The 17,843-nt window shown below is 40.5% G+C and carries 5 protein-coding genes (1 of these 5 only partly in view); 3 read left to right on the top strand and 2 right to left on the bottom strand.

All coding sequences use genetic code 11. The features are described 5' to 3' along the window. Positions 1-88: 88 nt before the first annotated feature. Together BRLA_RS12460 and BRLA_RS23990 are read right to left on the bottom strand one after the other, a co-directional pair. Complete coding sequence (locus BRLA_RS12460; RefSeq protein ID WP_041752593.1) at positions 89-577, bottom strand: DinB family protein; 489 nt, start codon at positions 575-577, stop codon at positions 89-91. 646 nt (positions 578-1,223) lie between these two features. Further along, positions 1,224-1,376: a hypothetical protein gene (locus tag BRLA_RS23990; protein WP_003336311.1), complete on the bottom strand. Its 153-nt coding sequence runs from the start codon at positions 1,374-1,376 to the stop codon at positions 1,224-1,226. Between the two features lie 256 nt (positions 1,377-1,632). Between BRLA_RS23990 and BRLA_RS12450 the strand changes: the two genes are divergently transcribed. From BRLA_RS12450 to BRLA_RS12440, 3 genes are all read left to right on the top strand, one after another. After that, positions 1,633-3,426 carry an ABC transporter ATP-binding protein gene (locus tag BRLA_RS12450; RefSeq protein WP_003336312.1) on the top strand — a complete coding sequence of 598 codons (1,794 nt, stop codon included), beginning with the start codon at positions 1,633-1,635 and terminating at the stop codon, positions 3,424-3,426. Between the two features lie 14 nt (positions 3,427-3,440). Beyond that, positions 3,441-5,231 carry an ABC transporter ATP-binding protein gene (locus BRLA_RS12445; protein ID WP_003336313.1) on the top strand — a complete coding sequence of 597 codons (1,791 nt, stop codon included), beginning with the start codon at positions 3,441-3,443 and terminating at the stop codon, positions 5,229-5,231. 528 nt (positions 5,232-5,759) lie between these two features. Beyond that, positions 5,760-17,843, top strand: partial view of a non-ribosomal peptide synthase/polyketide synthase gene (locus BRLA_RS12440; protein WP_003336314.1) — the 5' end (the start) only. Its footprint extends 24,489 nt past the window's final position; the window shows 12,084 of its 36,573 coding nt (coding positions 1-12,084); its start codon is at positions 5,760-5,762; the stop codon falls past the right edge of the window.

The raw sequence follows: 17,843 nt of genomic DNA, 5'->3' as shown, positions 1-17,843 counted from the left end.
GATGGAGAAGACCAATGCTATAGCAACCTCAATTTTTCATTTCGTTATTTTTCTACGAGGGTATCAGATTATTAAGAAATAACACTTTCTAATCTCTTGGGTCAGGGACTTGCTCGATTTTCAAGCCGAATATTTGTGGGGGATCAATATGATTTACCTGCATGTATACAGAAAGCTGACCTCGATGATGAATTTCATGTTCAGCCATTGCCATTATGATTCTCCAGGCACTGACTTCATAGCCTAAGAGGTTTTTCACCTTCCTGGTTAGTTGCTCAGGCTCTAACTGATGAAGACCTGTCAGAACAGTATTGTGACAATTCTGTAAATAACGAATAGCTTCCTCCATACTCGGCCCCTTATCGGGTTCATGCCCGCAGTACTTCCATTCATTATGTATAATCGCATGATAAAACATTAATTCTGCAGAGCCCAAATGCCGGACGATATCACCAAAAGAAAATTTGTGATCGTCTGGACGCCAATCGATGACTTGCTCAGGTATTACCGCTAAAGATTTCAAGGTTCGTTTACGAACACCTTCGAAATTTGATAGTAAATCGTCTTTCAGTATCATATAATCTACCCCTTTCATTCAACATTTCCTCTTTTCAATTATATAGCTAAGGCAGGGCGTCTTTCCATCGTTTTTGGTGGTCAGACTCGATCTATTAACAATAGAAGCAAAAGAAATCAAACAAGTAATCACAAGCTTAATCAACTGGATGGGCAAAATAAACGGAAAGTGGATGGTCGCGACTATTACGATCATGAGTTATGATAAATAAAACGGCAGAAAGAGTTGAAACGAATGACTTATCTCATACCTTTCATTTTTTTGATCGTATTGGTAGCTGCCATTGGGACTATCCTGGTAGGGATAAAGCCAAAGGATCATAATTATGGTACGAAGACAAAAAGAAATTTGACCAGATTAACAATGTTTTACGTCATATGCACCGTTATTTTTTTGGGAATTTTCTTTTATTTCTTTTATAAGTAAAGAATGGTTTAAAGCATGCAATATAAAAACAAACCCATAACAGGTCATAAAGAAATGAGAGTTTGTTCACGTCGAGAAGCTTGGTATGATGGCCGGGCTTTTTTTGGCATCTTAGCTTATTTTGTTACGAGTAGACTGCCACTTTTTTCCGGGCGTTACAGCTTTCCATGATGACCTGCAATACGAGCAAGATTTTATGTGTGACAAATCTGTTCAGCACTCATGCTTGATAGCGAAGAAGCTTGATAAACTGTTCTTTTTCGTTATCTTCTATAATCTGTTCTACTTCAACTGGATGAAGCCAGTATAATTTGTGACAAAAAGGCTCATGACCGAGAGAATCAAATTTTAGATAATGAAACAGCATAGGCACGATAAGTAAACCTTCTTTGCCAACATCCTCCCCTTAATCTGAGTTAGCCAACTTTACGACTATGCAACATTACTAACATTAGGTAACTATTTTTTACCAATAAACCTTTTTGAAAGGAAAGAAGGGTAGGTATAAAAAATTGCTTAATTTAAAATTTGAAGAAGGTTTGTAAAAAATTAACTAAACAACTGCTAAAAAATAGTGTACTCTTATTTACAGGTAACAAAAATCAGGGAAATCTTGGGGAGAGAACAACTTGATAAAAAGAATACGTAGTCAATTACAAGAATCAATGTGGGGAAAAATAGTAGCAACAATTTTTACATATTGGTATTTATTGGTACTAATTGTGATCTGTAGCATTGTAGCTGTTCTTGTAGAAGTTGTGATTGGATACAATATTCAGCAGATGGTTTCGTATTCTATCGTTGACACTCAGGATCATATGAGCACTTTATTGTATGTGTTTGGGATTTGTGTCATGATCGGGATGATTGCTCACTTTTTTGTGAAATGGTTGTCTACGAAATTTAGTGCTTCCATTATCAGAGATTTGCGAAATCGCTTTGCCGAAAAATTAGAGCGTGCTTCCTTTGCCTCTGTAGAAAAATACAGCACTGGGGATCTTTTATCCCGATTCTCCAATGATTTAACGATTGTACAACGATTTTTGACTGAACACTTTCCAAAACTAATCATTGAGCCTCTCATGTTTATCGCTGCTTTTGTCTACCTTTTCTTGATTAGCTGGAAACTTATCCTTTTTAGCTTGTCTTTGGTTCCATTTGCATTACTTTTTGCAGCTATGATAAGCAAACCTCTTAATGCCTACTCCTACGAACTACAACAGCAGGTCGGTCGTACAGCCTCTATTATGAAAGATACTATCTCAGGAATTCCAATCATTAAAGTGTTTCATTTATATGAAGCTTTCTTTCGAAGATTCAAAACGGCAATTGAACAAATGCTACATCTGAATTTAAAAATTGAACGCAGACATGCTTGGTTAAATCCGCTGCATATTATATTTATGTCAAGTCCGCTGGTGTTTTGTATTCTGTTTGGAGCTTATCTAATTGCCCATCAGGAATTGAAACCAGCGGAGTTAATCGCCTTTATTTATTTCTTGGGACATATTATACAGCCAGTCTCAGTGCTTCCCGAGTTAATCATTCAATTTCAACAAGCATTAGGATCGTATAGACGTACGGGGGAGATTCTGTCTTTACCTGAAGAGGAAATCATTCCCACAGAGATACCTAAGGATCATGTAGCGAAAGATTTTTGTTTACAATTCAATCAAATTTCCTTTACATATGATGAACAAAAACCTCCCGTGTTACATCATTTAAATTTTGAGCTAAAAACGGGCAGGCATATCGCGATTGTTGGGCCAAGCGGAGGCGGAAAATCAACGATTGTGAAACTACTTTGCGGCCTTTATGTTCCAAATACGGGACACTTCCGGGTCAAAGGCGATAATTCTTATTCACAATATTGGGATATCGCTTCGCTTCGATCCTTTATTGCGTATGTCCCACAGGATGTCTTTTTGTTTTCTAAGTCGATTGCAGAAAATATTGCCTTTGGAAAAGAAAATGCAACCCTTGGAGAAATTGTAGAAGCAGCTAAACTAGCGAATGCACATGAATTTATTTCCGGATTGTCTCAGGGTTATCAAACTGTTGTGGGTGAGGGAGGCTTCCAATTATCTGGTGGTCAAAAACAACGGATAGCCATTGCCCGCGCCTTTATAAAGAATGCGCCCTTTATTATCATGGACGAGCCTACTTCGGCTTTGGATGCTCAATCAGAGCTTTTGTTCCAAGAAGGACTTAAAAAGCTTTTAGAAAAAAAGACCGTTGTGATGGTGGCACATCGTTTTTCTTCCATTCGACATTGTGATGAAATCTGGGTGTTGGATCGTGGAAATATTGTAGAACGGGGAACCCATCGCGAATTAATGAAGGCAAACGGATTGTATCGAAAGCTCTACGATCCACAGGTTCAGGATCACTATCTCATACAGCCTAGCCTTTCAGTGAAATAAATGGGAGGAATACAATGGGATTACACGGACTTCAAAAGGCCTATTTAGAATGGAAGGATATGCTAATATTTCTAAAATCACGACGGCGGGCTTATCTGTTCGCTTTGCTGGCTGACTGCACCATCATGGGGGCATTACCAGTCGCGATCAGCTTTGCGCTCAACGAACTAATTACGGCATCAGTAAATGGCAGCGTAGAGTCATTGGTTCGATCCTCCATCCTGATAAGTCTAACCTTTCTTTTTTTTAGTGCAGCAGTTCCTTTTATTCACTATAGTCTGCAACGAATCATAAAAAAGACGATGGCCGATATTAGAGTAACGCTGTACGAACATCTTACCAAACTGCCCGTTTCTTATTTTGAAGCTAATCATCCTGGTGAAATGGTATCACGTATCATTAACGATGCACACAACATGGAAGAGGCATATGGAGAAAGTATGCGCAATATTTTGCAAAATGTGATGACTTTGGTGATGGTAACTACCACAATGCTGATCATGGATTGGAGATTCTCTCTCATTTTTATCGTGCTAGGACTTGGCATTACGTTTGTAAATATTCGGTTTGTTCAGCCGTTGAGGGAGACAAATGATCGACTTCAAGCTACATTGGGAGAAATAACAGCAAAGATAGCCGGGTTTATAGAAGGATTGCCTATTATTAAAACCTTTTCTGCCGGGAATAAGGTTAGAGAGGACCTAGCTGATACAAATAAGGAGCTAACACAAACCGCAAATAGTCAGGGTTTTAAGACAGGGCTATTAGATGCTATCAATTTTTTGTTTAGTTTTGTGATGTTCGGCGGTATGTTAGTTGTTGGGTTGTTTATCTATACCAAAAATGAATTAGGTGTCTTGGGACAACTAGTGCAGTTACAGACGACTATGGTGTTTATTTTCCTAGAGTTTGGCAGAATTATTGCTTCCCTGCAACATTCCTTATCGGGCTCAGCTAGAGTGTATGGTCTATTGAATCACCCTGTTGAACAAATTGATCTGGTCATCTCTCGTGAAGAATCTGAAAAACAGTCCAATCATGTCAAAAGTTGCTCATCTACCGAGGCATTCTCGTTACACGATGTTGTCCTACAACGCGGCATGAATCAGGTATTAAATCATGTTTCTCTTTCGGTTGGGGCCGGTGAACTAACTGCGGTTGTCGGAACAAGTGGTTCTGGTAAAAGTACGTTATTAAAAGCGCTTTTAGGATTTTATCCCCCTGCGGAAGGAGATATTTATTACTTTGCTAAAAACGTAAAAGCTCACACGCTTACACAGGTGAGGGAATTGATAGCCTACGTTCCTCAGGAGCCGCATTTATTTGAAGGCACGATTGAAGAAAATATTAGATTCGGGAGACCAGATGCAGAAATGGAGGAGCTTGTTGAAGCAGCTAAGGCGGCATTTGCGCACGAGTTTATACTGGAGCTACCTGATGGATACAAAACAAGAATTGGAGAGGACAAGGCACGTTTATCAGGAGGACAACGCCAGCGAATTGCCATTGCCCGGGCTTTACTATCGAAAGCTCCCATTGTTTTATTTGATGAGCCTACGTCTGCTCTAGATTCACATTCAGAAACATGTGTGCGGGAAGCGATTCGTGCATTAAAGGGGCAACGTACGGTGATGATCGTAACACATCAAAGGCAAACAGCAGAAATTGCAGATGTCATTTTTGTGATGGAACAGGGGGCTATTGTGGATCATGGATCACCTAATGAGATAAAAGCGAAAGAAGGCCCGTACCAACGTTTATTTGCAGAGGAAAACAATTCTAACGAAGCTATCACGATCTACTAATACAGTGCGATCATGTTTAGGATTTCTACATCTTTTCATCTTAGGATTCATTGAGATATTAAGTGAAGTTCATAAAATTTACAAAAAAACAGATGGAAGAATAATACTGATATGTTATAATAAGTTTCGAATGTTTATTTGTTATTAAAATATATTTTTGTGAAATATGCGATTGTGCTATATACAGTAGTTTCACGTTTTTTGCTGAAAAATATGTTATGTATAAAGAGAGGAGGCTAATTATGGTAGCATACTACCGTTTCAATTATCCTTGAACAAAGAGGTGATGGTGCATATGTATTAACTTTATCCATAAACAAAAAATCTTTCACATCATGATGGTTCCTCTTCATAACTTACGATTTTTCCTCAAACATTTCCTACATCCCAAGACATAACTCCCGTAATAGAGATTACGTTCATTTTTCCTAACATACAGTCAAACCCTGCAGCATGTCGCATCCACATAGTAAGCAATCATAGTATTTTTTATAAGAAACTATAATGTCTAACAAGAGGTGCAGCAATATGAATAAGGATTTGATTCAATTATTTTCGTTGACTCAGCCTCAACAAAGGATTTGGTACTCCGAATTACTTTTTCCAAATACGGGTGTGTCGTCGATTTCATCGATCACTAAACTGAGAGGAAATATCAATCTAAGTGCCCTGCAACAAGCTCTAAATACAGTTATTGGACTGCATGATTCCCTCCGGATTCAATTAACTTCTCAAAATGGATTTCCTCAGCAATATGTGGAGGAGCATAGTGATAAAGAGTTCGAATGTTTAGATTTTTCTGGTGTTGACGGGGAAGCTCAAGCATTGAAGTGGCTGGATGAACATAATCGTACACCTTTTGAACTTTTCCATTCGGAGTTGTATACATTCACCATCTGCAAGATTAGCGATCAAGAATATTGGTATAACCTCAAAATTCATCATATTGTTTGCGACGGAATCTCTGCAAATATGTTCATGAATCAAGTGAACAAATGCTATTCTCAGATTGCAAATGGTGAGCCTTTAGAAATAGCTGCAAATCATGCTTACTTCGACTTTATACAAACGGAGCAGGACTACGAGAAATCAGAGCGTTATCAAAAGGATAAGACGTATTGGGTTGATAAATTTAGCACTTTACCTGAAGTGATAGGGTTTAAATCATATAATCCGTTTACTCAAAGCACTGCTGGTATACGAAAAAATATAATCCTGGAAGACAGTTTGTATCATAGCCTGTACGATTTTTGCAAACAAACAAATAGCAGTATGTTAACAGTCTTTATGACTGCGATGTACATCTATATGCATAAAAAGACAGCGCAGAATGATGTTTCTATTGGTACATTCTATGCAAATAGAACAACCAAAAAGGAAAAAGAAATGGTAGGAATGTTCGTTAGTACAGTACCTACACGAGTATTTGTAGATCCTGACATGGACCTACTAGCGCTTCTGCAAGCCGTATCTAAAGAGCAGATTTCGATCCTACGCCATCAAAGGTTCCCATACAATCAAATGATGCAAGACGTGCGAGAAACGCATCAGCATAAGGATCTTCAACGTCTCTTTGGCGTATCTGTACAGTACCGGGCGATGGATTATCCGCAATATGAAAATGTGAAAGTCGAAGTTGTTGAAAATTTTTGTGGAGACGTTATCAATGACTTTGAGATGAACGTGATTGAATTAGATAATGAAAAGATTAATCTTCAACTAAACTATCGAGCACAGTTGTTTACAGATGAAGAGATGGAACAACTAGTTCAACAGTTCTCTACCATTATTGAAACAATCATTCATCATCCTACTTCAAAAATTGCAGACATCTCCCTGCTTGGTGAAGAAGAGAAGAATGTCATTTTATCTGAATTTAATAATACGTTAGTTGACTATCCGCGGGAAAAGTTGATTCATCAGCTGTTTGAAGAACAAGCAGCACGTATACCCGATGAAGCGGCTGTAATTTTCGAAGGGAAGCAACTCACTTACCGGGAACTAAATGAAAGAGCGAATCAGTTAGCGCGAAAGCTACGTGCTGAAGGAGTAGTAGCCGATCAATTAGTTGGAATCATGGCGGAACGATCATTAGAGATGATGATTGGAATTTTTGGGATTTTAAAAGCTGGCGGTGCATATATGCCGATTGATCCGGAATTTCCAGAGGAAAGAATCCGCTATATGCTAGAAGATTCAAATGCAAAGCTACTTTTGACCCAGAATCATTTGGTGGAGCGAGTAACTTTTGCCGGGAAAATAGTAGATATCAATGATGCTCAAAGCTATCACCAAGATGGTTCGAATTTGGAAGCGATAAATGGTCCGAATCACTTAGCCTATGTTATTTATACATCAGGTTCTACAGGCAAGCCTAAAGGAGTTATGATAGAACATCATTCAGTTATAAATCGACTGATGTGGATGCATGCAAAATACCCTATTTCATCCGCTGACACCATTATGCAAAAAACAGCGATTACGTTTGACGTATCAGTATGGGAGCTATTCTGGTGGTCGATGGTGGGTTCCAAAATGTGCCTATTATCTGTAGGAGGAGAAAAGAACCCTGAGCAAATCTTAAAGACAATAGCCGAGCATCGCATTACAACAATGCATTTTGTTCCGGCAATGTTGCACGCTTTCTTGGATTATGTTGAGCAACAATCACCTGAGATTGTAAAAGAAAAGCTTCAATCTTTACGTCAGGTTTTTGCGAGTGGTGAAGCATTGCCGCCACAGCATGTAGATAGATTCCGCCGAGCAATTTCTTCAGTATGTCAAGCTAAATTGATCAATTTATATGGACCGACTGAGGCTACTGTAGATGTTACGTATTTTGATTGTGATACTGATGAGGAACTAGCTGCAATTCCAATCGGTAAACCTATATATAATACCCAACTTTACATCGTCCAAGCTGATTCTGTTAACCTTCAACCGATTGGGATAGCAGGTGAGCTATGCATTGCTGGGGTCGGTTTAGCTAGAGGGTACCTGAATCGACCGGAGCTTACGGAAGAGAAATTTGTGAAAAATCCGTTTGCCCCAGGAGAACGAATGTATAGAACGGGAGACTTAGCAAGATGGTTACCAGATGGAAATATTGAATATTTGGGTCGGATTGATCACCAAGTAAAAATCCGTGGCTACCGTATTGAGCTTGGCGAAGTCGAGTTGCAGCTATTGAAAATAGAAGCGATACAAGAAGCGGTGGTAATTGTTAGAGAAGATGCAAGCGGTCAAAAGCAAATGTGCGCCTATTATGTAGCGAACAAGCAACTGACTGTAGGTGAGCTAAGAGCTGACCTTTCCCGAGAATTACCTACATATATGGTTCCATCCTATTTTGTTCAAATGGATAAAATGCCACTGTCTCCAAATGGCAAGATTGATCGTAAAATGCTACCAGCACCAGAGGAGAGTATCCAAACGGGTGTAGAGTATGTAGCACCTCGCACTGCTATAGAGCAGACATTGGTATCCATTTGGCAGGCTGTTCTAGGAGCTAAGAAAATTAGTGTATTGGATAATTTCTTTGATCTGGGAGGAGACTCTATCAAGTCTATTCAGATCTCTTCTAGGATGCTTCAGGCAGGCTATAAACTGGAAATGAAGGATTTGTTCACCTATCCAATCATTGCCCAATTAAGCCAACATATTCAGTTAGTTACGAAGATTGCTGATCAGAGTGAGGTAGTAGGGGCTACCTTATTAACTCCAATTCAGCACTGGTTCTTTGAGCAAAAACTAGTTGAACAACACCATTATAACCAAGCTTTCATGCTTTTCATGGAAAAAGGTTTTAATGAAACATTGCTTCGGATGGTCATGGAGAAGATCGCCATTCATCATGACGCGTTACGAATGATTGTTCGCGAAACAGAAAATGGTTATGAAACGTGGCATCGAGGGGTAGAGGAGGGCGAGCTGTATAGTCTTGAAGTAATAGATTTGAGAAGTGAAATAGACTGCGCCCGACTCATCGAAACGAAAGTAAATGAAATTCAAGGCAGTATTTCTCTGACTGAAGGCCCATTACTAAAAATGGGACTATTCCAGTGTCAAGAAGGAGATCACCTGCTGATTGTTATTCACCATTTGGCAGTTGATGGAGTTTCTTGGCGAATTTTATTCGAAGATATCGCGAGCGGTTATGAACAAGCACTTCGAGGGGAAACCATCAGCTTCCCGCAAAAGACAGATTCCTTCCAAAAGTGGGCAGAGCAACTCTCTGATTATGCTAAAAGTGATGAATTGCAGCGTGAAAAAGCTTACTGGAAGCAAATCGAACAAGTTACAACTATAGATTTGCCAAAGGACTTTATCCAAGAACAATCGGTCATTGCGGATAGTGAAATTGTAGAAATTCAATGGACTGAGCAAGATACAGAACAATTATTGAAACAATCAAATCGTGCCTACAACACGGAAGTTAACGACTTATTGCTTACTGCGTTAGGAATGGCATTACACGATTGGACGGGCAATCATCAATTTTTGGTGAATGTAGAGGGCCATGGTCGCGAGTTGATTCATCAAGATATCGATGTTACTCGGACGGTAGGCTGGTTTACCAGCTTGTACCCTGTCATGCTCCAAATGGATGGGGATCAGGAAATCTCTCGTCGTATTAAGCAGGTCAAAGAAATGTTGCGTCAAATTCCGCAGAAGGGTTTAGGATACGGCATTTTACGATATTTGGATAAATCCGAGAAGCAGAACATAAGCAATTTGGAGCCTGAAATCAGTTTTAACTACTTGGGGCAATTTGATCAGGACTTACAGCATAATGATCTTCAGCTTTCTCATTATTCAAGTGGAGCATTTGTGAGTCCGCGGGCCAAGAGAAACTATACTCTTGACTTGAATACGATGGTCACCAATGGATCGTTGAAGCTTACGATTAGTTACAGCAGTAAAGAATATCGTACCGAAACGATGCAGCAGCTAGCAAAACACTTACAAGCCAGCCTACAACAGATAATTGCCCATTGCGTGACAAAAGAACAGGTAGAGCTAACACCAAGTGACCTGTTATTAAAAGACCTGACAGTTGAAGAGCTTGAACGATTAGTAGAACAGACCGCAGATATTGGTGAAATTGAGAATGTTTATTATTTAACACCAATGCAGAAGGGGATGTTCTTCCACAACCTGATGGATTCATACTCAGGGGCGTATTTTGAGCAATTAACGTTTACTATAAAGGGCAGCTTTGATGTCATCACTTTTGGGAAGAGTCTAGATGTCTTTACCCAAAGGCATGCGACGTTAAGAACCAATTTTTATAATGGTTTAAAAGATGACCCTATTCAGGTTGTATTCCGTCAGAAAAATAGTGAACTATATTATGAAGATTTGCGAGAAATGAGCGAAGCTGAACGTGAGGAACATCTGAGTAGCTTTGCCGAAAAGGATAAAAGCAGAGGGTTTGATTTAGCAGAAGATTCTTTGATGCGGGTATCCATTTTGCGATTGACAGAGGATACGTACCATTTTGTTTGGAGTTTCCATCATATCGTGATGGACGGCTGGTGCCTGCCAATTATGACCAAAGAGGTGTTTGAAGGCTATTTTGCTATCCTACAAAATAGACAACCTAAATGGGAAGCTGTAACGCCATATAGCCAGTACATCGATTGGTTAGAGCATCAAAATGAAGAAGAGAAAACGAGATACTGGAGTGAGTATTTGGCAGAATACGAGGGTCAAACGATTTTGCCCAAAGAAAAACATCCAAATAAAGAAGGTTATTCTGCTAAGAAAGTGATCAACGTTCTTGATAAGACGCTTGTAGAACGAATGGATCAGGTAGCTAAACAGCATCAGGTAACAATTAATACGTTCATGCAGACTGCATGGGGGCTTTTATTACAGAAATACAATGGTAATCACGATGTTGTTTTTGGCAGTGTCGTTTCAGGAAGAACAGCTGATATAGCAGGAATTGAAGGTGTCATTGGCTTATTTATTAACACCATTCCGGTTCGGGTTCGTTGCGAGGGAACAGATACGCTAAGTGAAGTATTGCGAAAGGTGCAAGGACAAGCTCTGCAATCGCATGCTTACGATACGCATCCGCTCTATAAAATTCAAGGGCTGACGGAACAAAAACAAGATTTAATTAACCATATTATGATATTCGAAAACTATCCGATCGATCATGAGATGGAGCAGTTGGGGATTGGAAAACAAGCCAACTTCACAATTGCAGATGTAAAAGTAACAGAACAAACAAACTATGATTTAAACATAGCTGTCGTGCCGGGCGAAGAGATGAAGCTTATGCTGGATTATAATGCACATGTATTTGATGAAGCTGGCATTAAGCGAATTGTGATGCACTTTGTTCAAATGCTGGAGCAAATTATTGAAAATCCAGATGCCCGTATAAATGAATTGGAAGCTGTAACACCTGTTGAGAAGGAGCAGATTCTCAATGTGTTCAATGATACGCAGGCTGACTATCCTAGTGCGCAGACCGTTTACCAGTTATTTGAAGAGCACGTAGCGAAAAACCCTGATAAAGTGGCAGTTGTTTATGAAGAAAAACCATTAACTTATCGTGAATTGAATGCGAAAGCTAATCAACTGGCTCGAACTCTGCGAGCAGAGGGAATTCAGAAAAACGAACTAGTCGGTATCATGGTAGAACGTTCATTGGAAATGATAATAGGTATCTTTGGGGTATTAAAAGCTGGAGGCGCCTACGTTCCTATTGATCCAGAATATCCAGAAGAGCGGATTCGTTATATGCTGGAGGATTCCGGGGCTAAGCTGTTGCTCACCCAAAGCCATTTACAGGAGCAAATCACCTTTAATGGAACACTCCTAATGCTAGATGATGAGAAAGTGTATAACGCAGACGATACCAATGTTGAATCGATTACTGGACCAAATGATTTGGCTTATGTCATATACACATCTGGAACTACGGGTAAACCAAAGGGTGTTATGGTGGAGCATCATGGTCTGTGCAATTTAAAAACGTATTTTGAATACAATTTGGGACTTAGCGCGGATGATCGAATCGTGCAGTTTGCCAGCGTGTCATTTGATGCGGCGTGCGCAGAATTTTTCAAAGCCTTTATTTGTGGCGGAACCCTATATATACCTTCTACCTCCGTCATTATGAATTATCGTTTGTTCGAGGACTATATTACTTCCAATCAAATAACTGTCGCGGCATTGCCTCCTACTTATGCAATATATCTGGAGCCAAGCAATCTGCCTAGTTTAAAAACACTGATCACTGCTGGGTCCGCTTCCTCTGTTGAATTAGTACAGAAATGGAAAGACCACGTGTCGTATTTCAATGCCTACGGTCCGACTGAGGATACGATTTGCTCCTCCGTATGGTCTTATGATCGCGAGTCAATGTCAGAAAACGTTGTGCCTATCGGTCGACCTCTTAAGAACCATCGCATCTACATTGTTGATGAAGAAGGTCATTTGCTACCTATCGGTGTTGCAGGCGAGCTATGCATCGCTGGCGTTGGATTAGCACGTGGTTATCTGAATCGCCCAGAGCTTACTGAAGAAAAATTTGTGAACAGCCGTTTTAGAGCAGGGGAACGAATGTACAAAACGGGCGATCTGGCTAGATGGATGTCAGATGGTACCATTGAATATTTGGGTCGAATTGATCATCAGGTAAAAATCCGTGGGTACCGTATTGAGCTGGGTGAGGTTGAAGCGCAGTTACTGAAGGTAGATACGGTTCAAGAAGCTATTGTCATCGCAAGAGATGACGAGGCAGGACAAAAGCATTTATGTGCCTATTTTGTTGCTGGAAGCCTGCTGAGTATGGCCAAGCTTAGAGGCGAATTATCTCATGAATTACCTAATTACATGATACCAAGCTACTTTGTGCAATTAGAGCAAATGCCACTTACCTCAAATGGAAAAATTGATCGTAAAGCGCTACCTGCACCAGAAGGAAACGTAGACACTGGGGTTGAGTATATAGCCCCACGCAATGAAGTCGAACAACTGTTGGCATCTATTTGGAAAACAATCTTAGGCAGTCAGCAAGTCGGTATCTTGGATAATTTCTTTGATCTGGGTGGAGACTCTATCAAAGCAATCCAGGTTTCTTCCCGCCTACTTCAATCCGGATATAAGCTGGAAATGAAGGATTTGTTTAAATATCCAACTGTAGAGATGTTAAGCCCACGTCTCCAACTGATTAGCAAAATGGCGGATCAAGGGGAAGTAGTAGGTCAAGTAGAACTTACCCCGATACAGCGGTGGTTCTTTGAGCAGATGCCAGTTGAACCGCATCATTTCAATCAAGCCTACATGTTATATCGTAAGCAAGGATTTACAGAGTCTGCGCTTCGCGAGGTTATGCAAAAGCTGGTCTCTCATCACGATGCCTTACGAATGGTATTTAAAGAGACCGAGAGTGGATTCGAAGCACGAAACCGTGGAGTGGATGAAGGGGATTTATATACCCTAGAAGTGATTGATCTCAAAGGAAACACGGATTGCTCCAAAGCGATTGAAAAGAAAGCAACCGAAATTCAAAGTAGTATCAACCTAAATGAAGGTCCGCTTCTGAAACTTGGTTTGTTCCATTGCTCAGATGGAGACCATTTATTAATGGTTATTCATCACTTGGTAGTAGACGGAATTTCATGGCGTATTTTATTCGAAGACCTTGCTACAGGCTATGAACAAGCAATGAATGGGATAGCCATTCAATTACCACAAAAAACAGATTCGTTCCAAACATGGGCTGAACAGTTATCACTTTATGCGAATAGTGCGGCTATGGAGAACGAACAAAAGTACTGGCAGCGACTAGAGCAAATGGAGATGCAATTACTTCCTAAGGATCATGTACAAGCCAAGAAGCTGGTTCGCGATAGTGAAATGATTACCGTTCAATGGACCGAACAGGAAACGGAACAATTGCTAAAGCAAGCAAATCACGCATATGGAACAGAAGTAAATGATCTGCTGCTCACTGCACTTGGTATGACAATCCAGGCATGGACAGGTATGGAGCAAATCTTCGTAAATCTTGAAGGGCATGGTAGAGAGGACATCGTTCGGGATATTGATATCACTCGTACAGTAGGATGGTTTACAAGTCAGTATCCAGTAGTTGTAGAGGTACAAGCCGATAAGAATTTGTCTCAACAAATTAAGGGAGTAAAGGAAGGGTTGCGTCAGATTCCTAACAAAGGAATTGGCTATGGCATCTTAAGGTATTTATCAGCACTGCAAGGTAATCCAATATTCAAGCTAGAGCCTGAGATCAGCTTTAATTACCTGGGGCAGTTTGATCAGGACTATCAAAATAATGAGATGCAATTATCACCGTATTCTGTTGGAGATGTTGTAAGTGAACAGCTAGAAATGAAAACCGCTTTAAATATAAACGGCATGATTTCTAATGGTCGCTTGGAGATGACCATCAGATACAGTAAGAAAGAATACAAGAAAGAAACAATGGAAGAAGTAGCTAACTTATTGCAGTCTTCGCTACAGAATGTGATTACACACTGCGTGGCGAGAAACAGCACAGAGCTTACTCCAAGTGATGTTTTATTAGCTGGTCTAAGCATTGAAGAGCTTGATCAGTTAGTAGAACGAATGAAAGAAACAGGTGAAATCGAGAACGTATATGAATTAACACCGATGCAGAAGGGTATGTATTTCCACAGCTTGATGAATCCTCATTCAGGTGCATACTTTGAGCAAACATCCTTTGATTTGACAGGAAGATTTGATCTCACCGCGTTTGCTAAAAGCTTAGATGCATGGGTACAACGGCATGAGGCACTGCGGACAAATTTTTACAATGGCTTTAAAGATCAGCCTATACAAGTGGTGTATCGTCATAAAAATGGTGAACTTTATTATGAGGACCTACGCGAAATGGATGCGGCAACCCGTAATTTCTATATAGCCAATTATAAAAGAGAAGACAAGGCAAAAGGATTTGATTTAGCCAAGGATTCCTTGATTCGTGTATCCGTTCTTCGTATGGAGGAAGAAAAGTACCGCCTTATTTGGAGTTTCCACCATATCGTGATGGACGGCTGGTGCGTGTCTATCATGGTCAAGGAAGTATTTGGTGGATACAATGCAATTCGGGAAAATAGACAACCTGAGTATACTGCCCTAACACCGTATAGCCATTATATTGAATGGCTGGGACGCCAAGATCAGGAGAGTGCAGCTAGTTACTGGAGCGAGTATTTAGCTGGCTATGAACAACAAACCCTACTGATACATGATAGAAAGCAGGGTAAGGAAGACAAAGCTTATGCGGCAACCAAATTACACTTCACATTTAGTAAAGAACTTACGAAGAGATTGGATCAAGCAGCTAAGCAGAATCAAGTAACAATCAATACGTTTATGCAGACTGCATGGGGAATTATGCTCCAGAAATACAATAATCACCACGATGCCGTCTTTGGCAGTGTGGTTTCTGGAAGACCGGCTGACATTCCTGGCGTTGAAAACATTCTTGGATTGTTTATTAATACAATCCCGGTCCGTATTTGTTGTGAAGCAGAGGAAACGGCTGCACAGGTAATGAGAAGAATTCAGGAGCAAGCATTGGCATCGAATGTGTATGATACCTATCCACTCTATGATATACAGGCGCTCACAGAACAAAAACAGGATTTAATCAATCACATTATGGTGTTTGAGAATTATCCAATGGAACAGCAGATTGAGCAATTGGGAAGCACTGGACAATCCAAATTTGCTATTGGAAATATCGAGACAGTGGAACAGACGAACTATGACCTTAACCTGATCATTATGCCTGGGGAAGAGCTGGGGATTTGCTACGGCTATAATACCTTGGTATATGATCAAACTAGCATTGAACAAATCCAGGGCCATTTTGTCCATATCGTAGAGCAAATTACGTCTAACCCACAATTGCGTGTGAACGAATTAGAACTGGTTACTGCGGCAGAAAAAGAACAAATTTTAACAGTGTTCAATGATACAAAAGAGATTTATCCGCAGGACATCATGCTTCATCAATTGTTTGAACGTCAGGCAAAACGTACACCAGACCAGATAGCGATTGTTTGCGAGCATGAGAAGCTTACCTATCGTGAACTAAATGCACGAGCTAATCAATTAGCAAGAACATTGCGTAAGCAGGGGATAAAAGCCGATCAATTGGTTGGTATTATGGCTGAACGCTCGCTAGAAATGATTGTCGGTGTGTTAGGCATCTTAAAAGCTGGCGGGGCCTATGTTCCAATTGATCCTGAGTATCCTGAGGAACGCATCAGCTACATGCTTGAGGATGCGAAAACTGCTTTACTCCTGACACAGGGGCATCTACAGGAGAGAGTATCATTTACAGGTAAAATCCTATTGTTAGATGAGGAAACATCCTACCAGACACTAGCTTCTAATCTTAGAGCGATACATGGACCACAAGATTTGGCTTATGTTATCTATACGTCTGGAACAACAGGCAAGCCTAAGGGTGTTATGGTAGAACATGCCAGCATTGTCAACACAATACTTTGGAAGGCAAACGCTTATCAGTTTTCACTAGAAGATCGCGTGCTTATGGTAACTCCATTTGTATTCGATCCATTCCTTACCCATTTATTTGGACCGCTGGCATCTGGTTCAACCGTATATGTATTGCGTGACGAAGAAAGTAAGGACCCGGAAGCGATCAAAAAAGCAATTACTCAACACCAAATGACACATTTCCAGAGCTCACCTAGCTTTTTATGGGCAATTGTCGAAACAATAAATCCTCAAGATTTACTGTCAGTAAAAAACATTGTAGTTGGTGGAGAGAAGATTGTTGCCTCCCTTGTAAAAAAAGTGGCGGAACTGAACCCGAGGATTGAAATTTGCAATGAATATGGCCCTACTGAAAGCAGTGTAGTTACTACATCACTATCTATAACGCAGCCAGACCAGGAGCTATCAATTGGCCGACCAATTGCAAACAAACAGGTGTATATCCTAGATCAGCACAATCAGCTTCAGCCAGTAGGCGTAGCTGGAGAACTGTGCATTGCAGGTACAGGATTGGCTAGAGGATATTTGCATCTTCCACAGCTTTCAACAGAGAAGTTCGTGGACAATCCGTTTACTCCAGAAGAGAAGATGTATAAGACTGGGGACTTGGCGAGATGGTTACCGGATGGAAATATTGAATATGTAGGGCGTATCGACCACCAGGTGAAAATTCGTGGGTATCGGATCGAGCTTGGCGAGGTGGAAGCCCACCTGTTACGAATCGATTCTGTGCAAGAGGCTATTGTGGTTGCCCGTGAAGAGCAAGAGGGGCAGAAGCACCTATGCGCGTATTTCGTAGCAGATAAGCAGGTAACTGTGGGTGAGATTCGAAACGTACTGGCTCAGGAATTGCCTAGCTTTATGATTCCCGCGTTCTTTATACAACTAGAACAAATGCCTCTTACTACAAACGGAAAGATTGATCGCAAGGGACTCCCTGCACCAGAGGGTGGCGTGCAAACAGGAGTTGAGTATGTAGAGCCGCGTACACCGGTTGAACAAACATTGGTTTCGATTTGGCAGGCTGTCTTGGGAAGTCAACAGATTGGTATTTTAGAGAACTTTCTAGATCTTGGGGGA

This window comes from Brevibacillus laterosporus LMG 15441 (assembly GCF_000219535.2).
Taxonomy (GTDB): domain Bacteria; phylum Bacillota; class Bacilli; order Brevibacillales; family Brevibacillaceae; genus Brevibacillus_B; species Brevibacillus_B halotolerans.
This window is presented reverse-complemented; position numbering and strand designations above follow the sequence as displayed.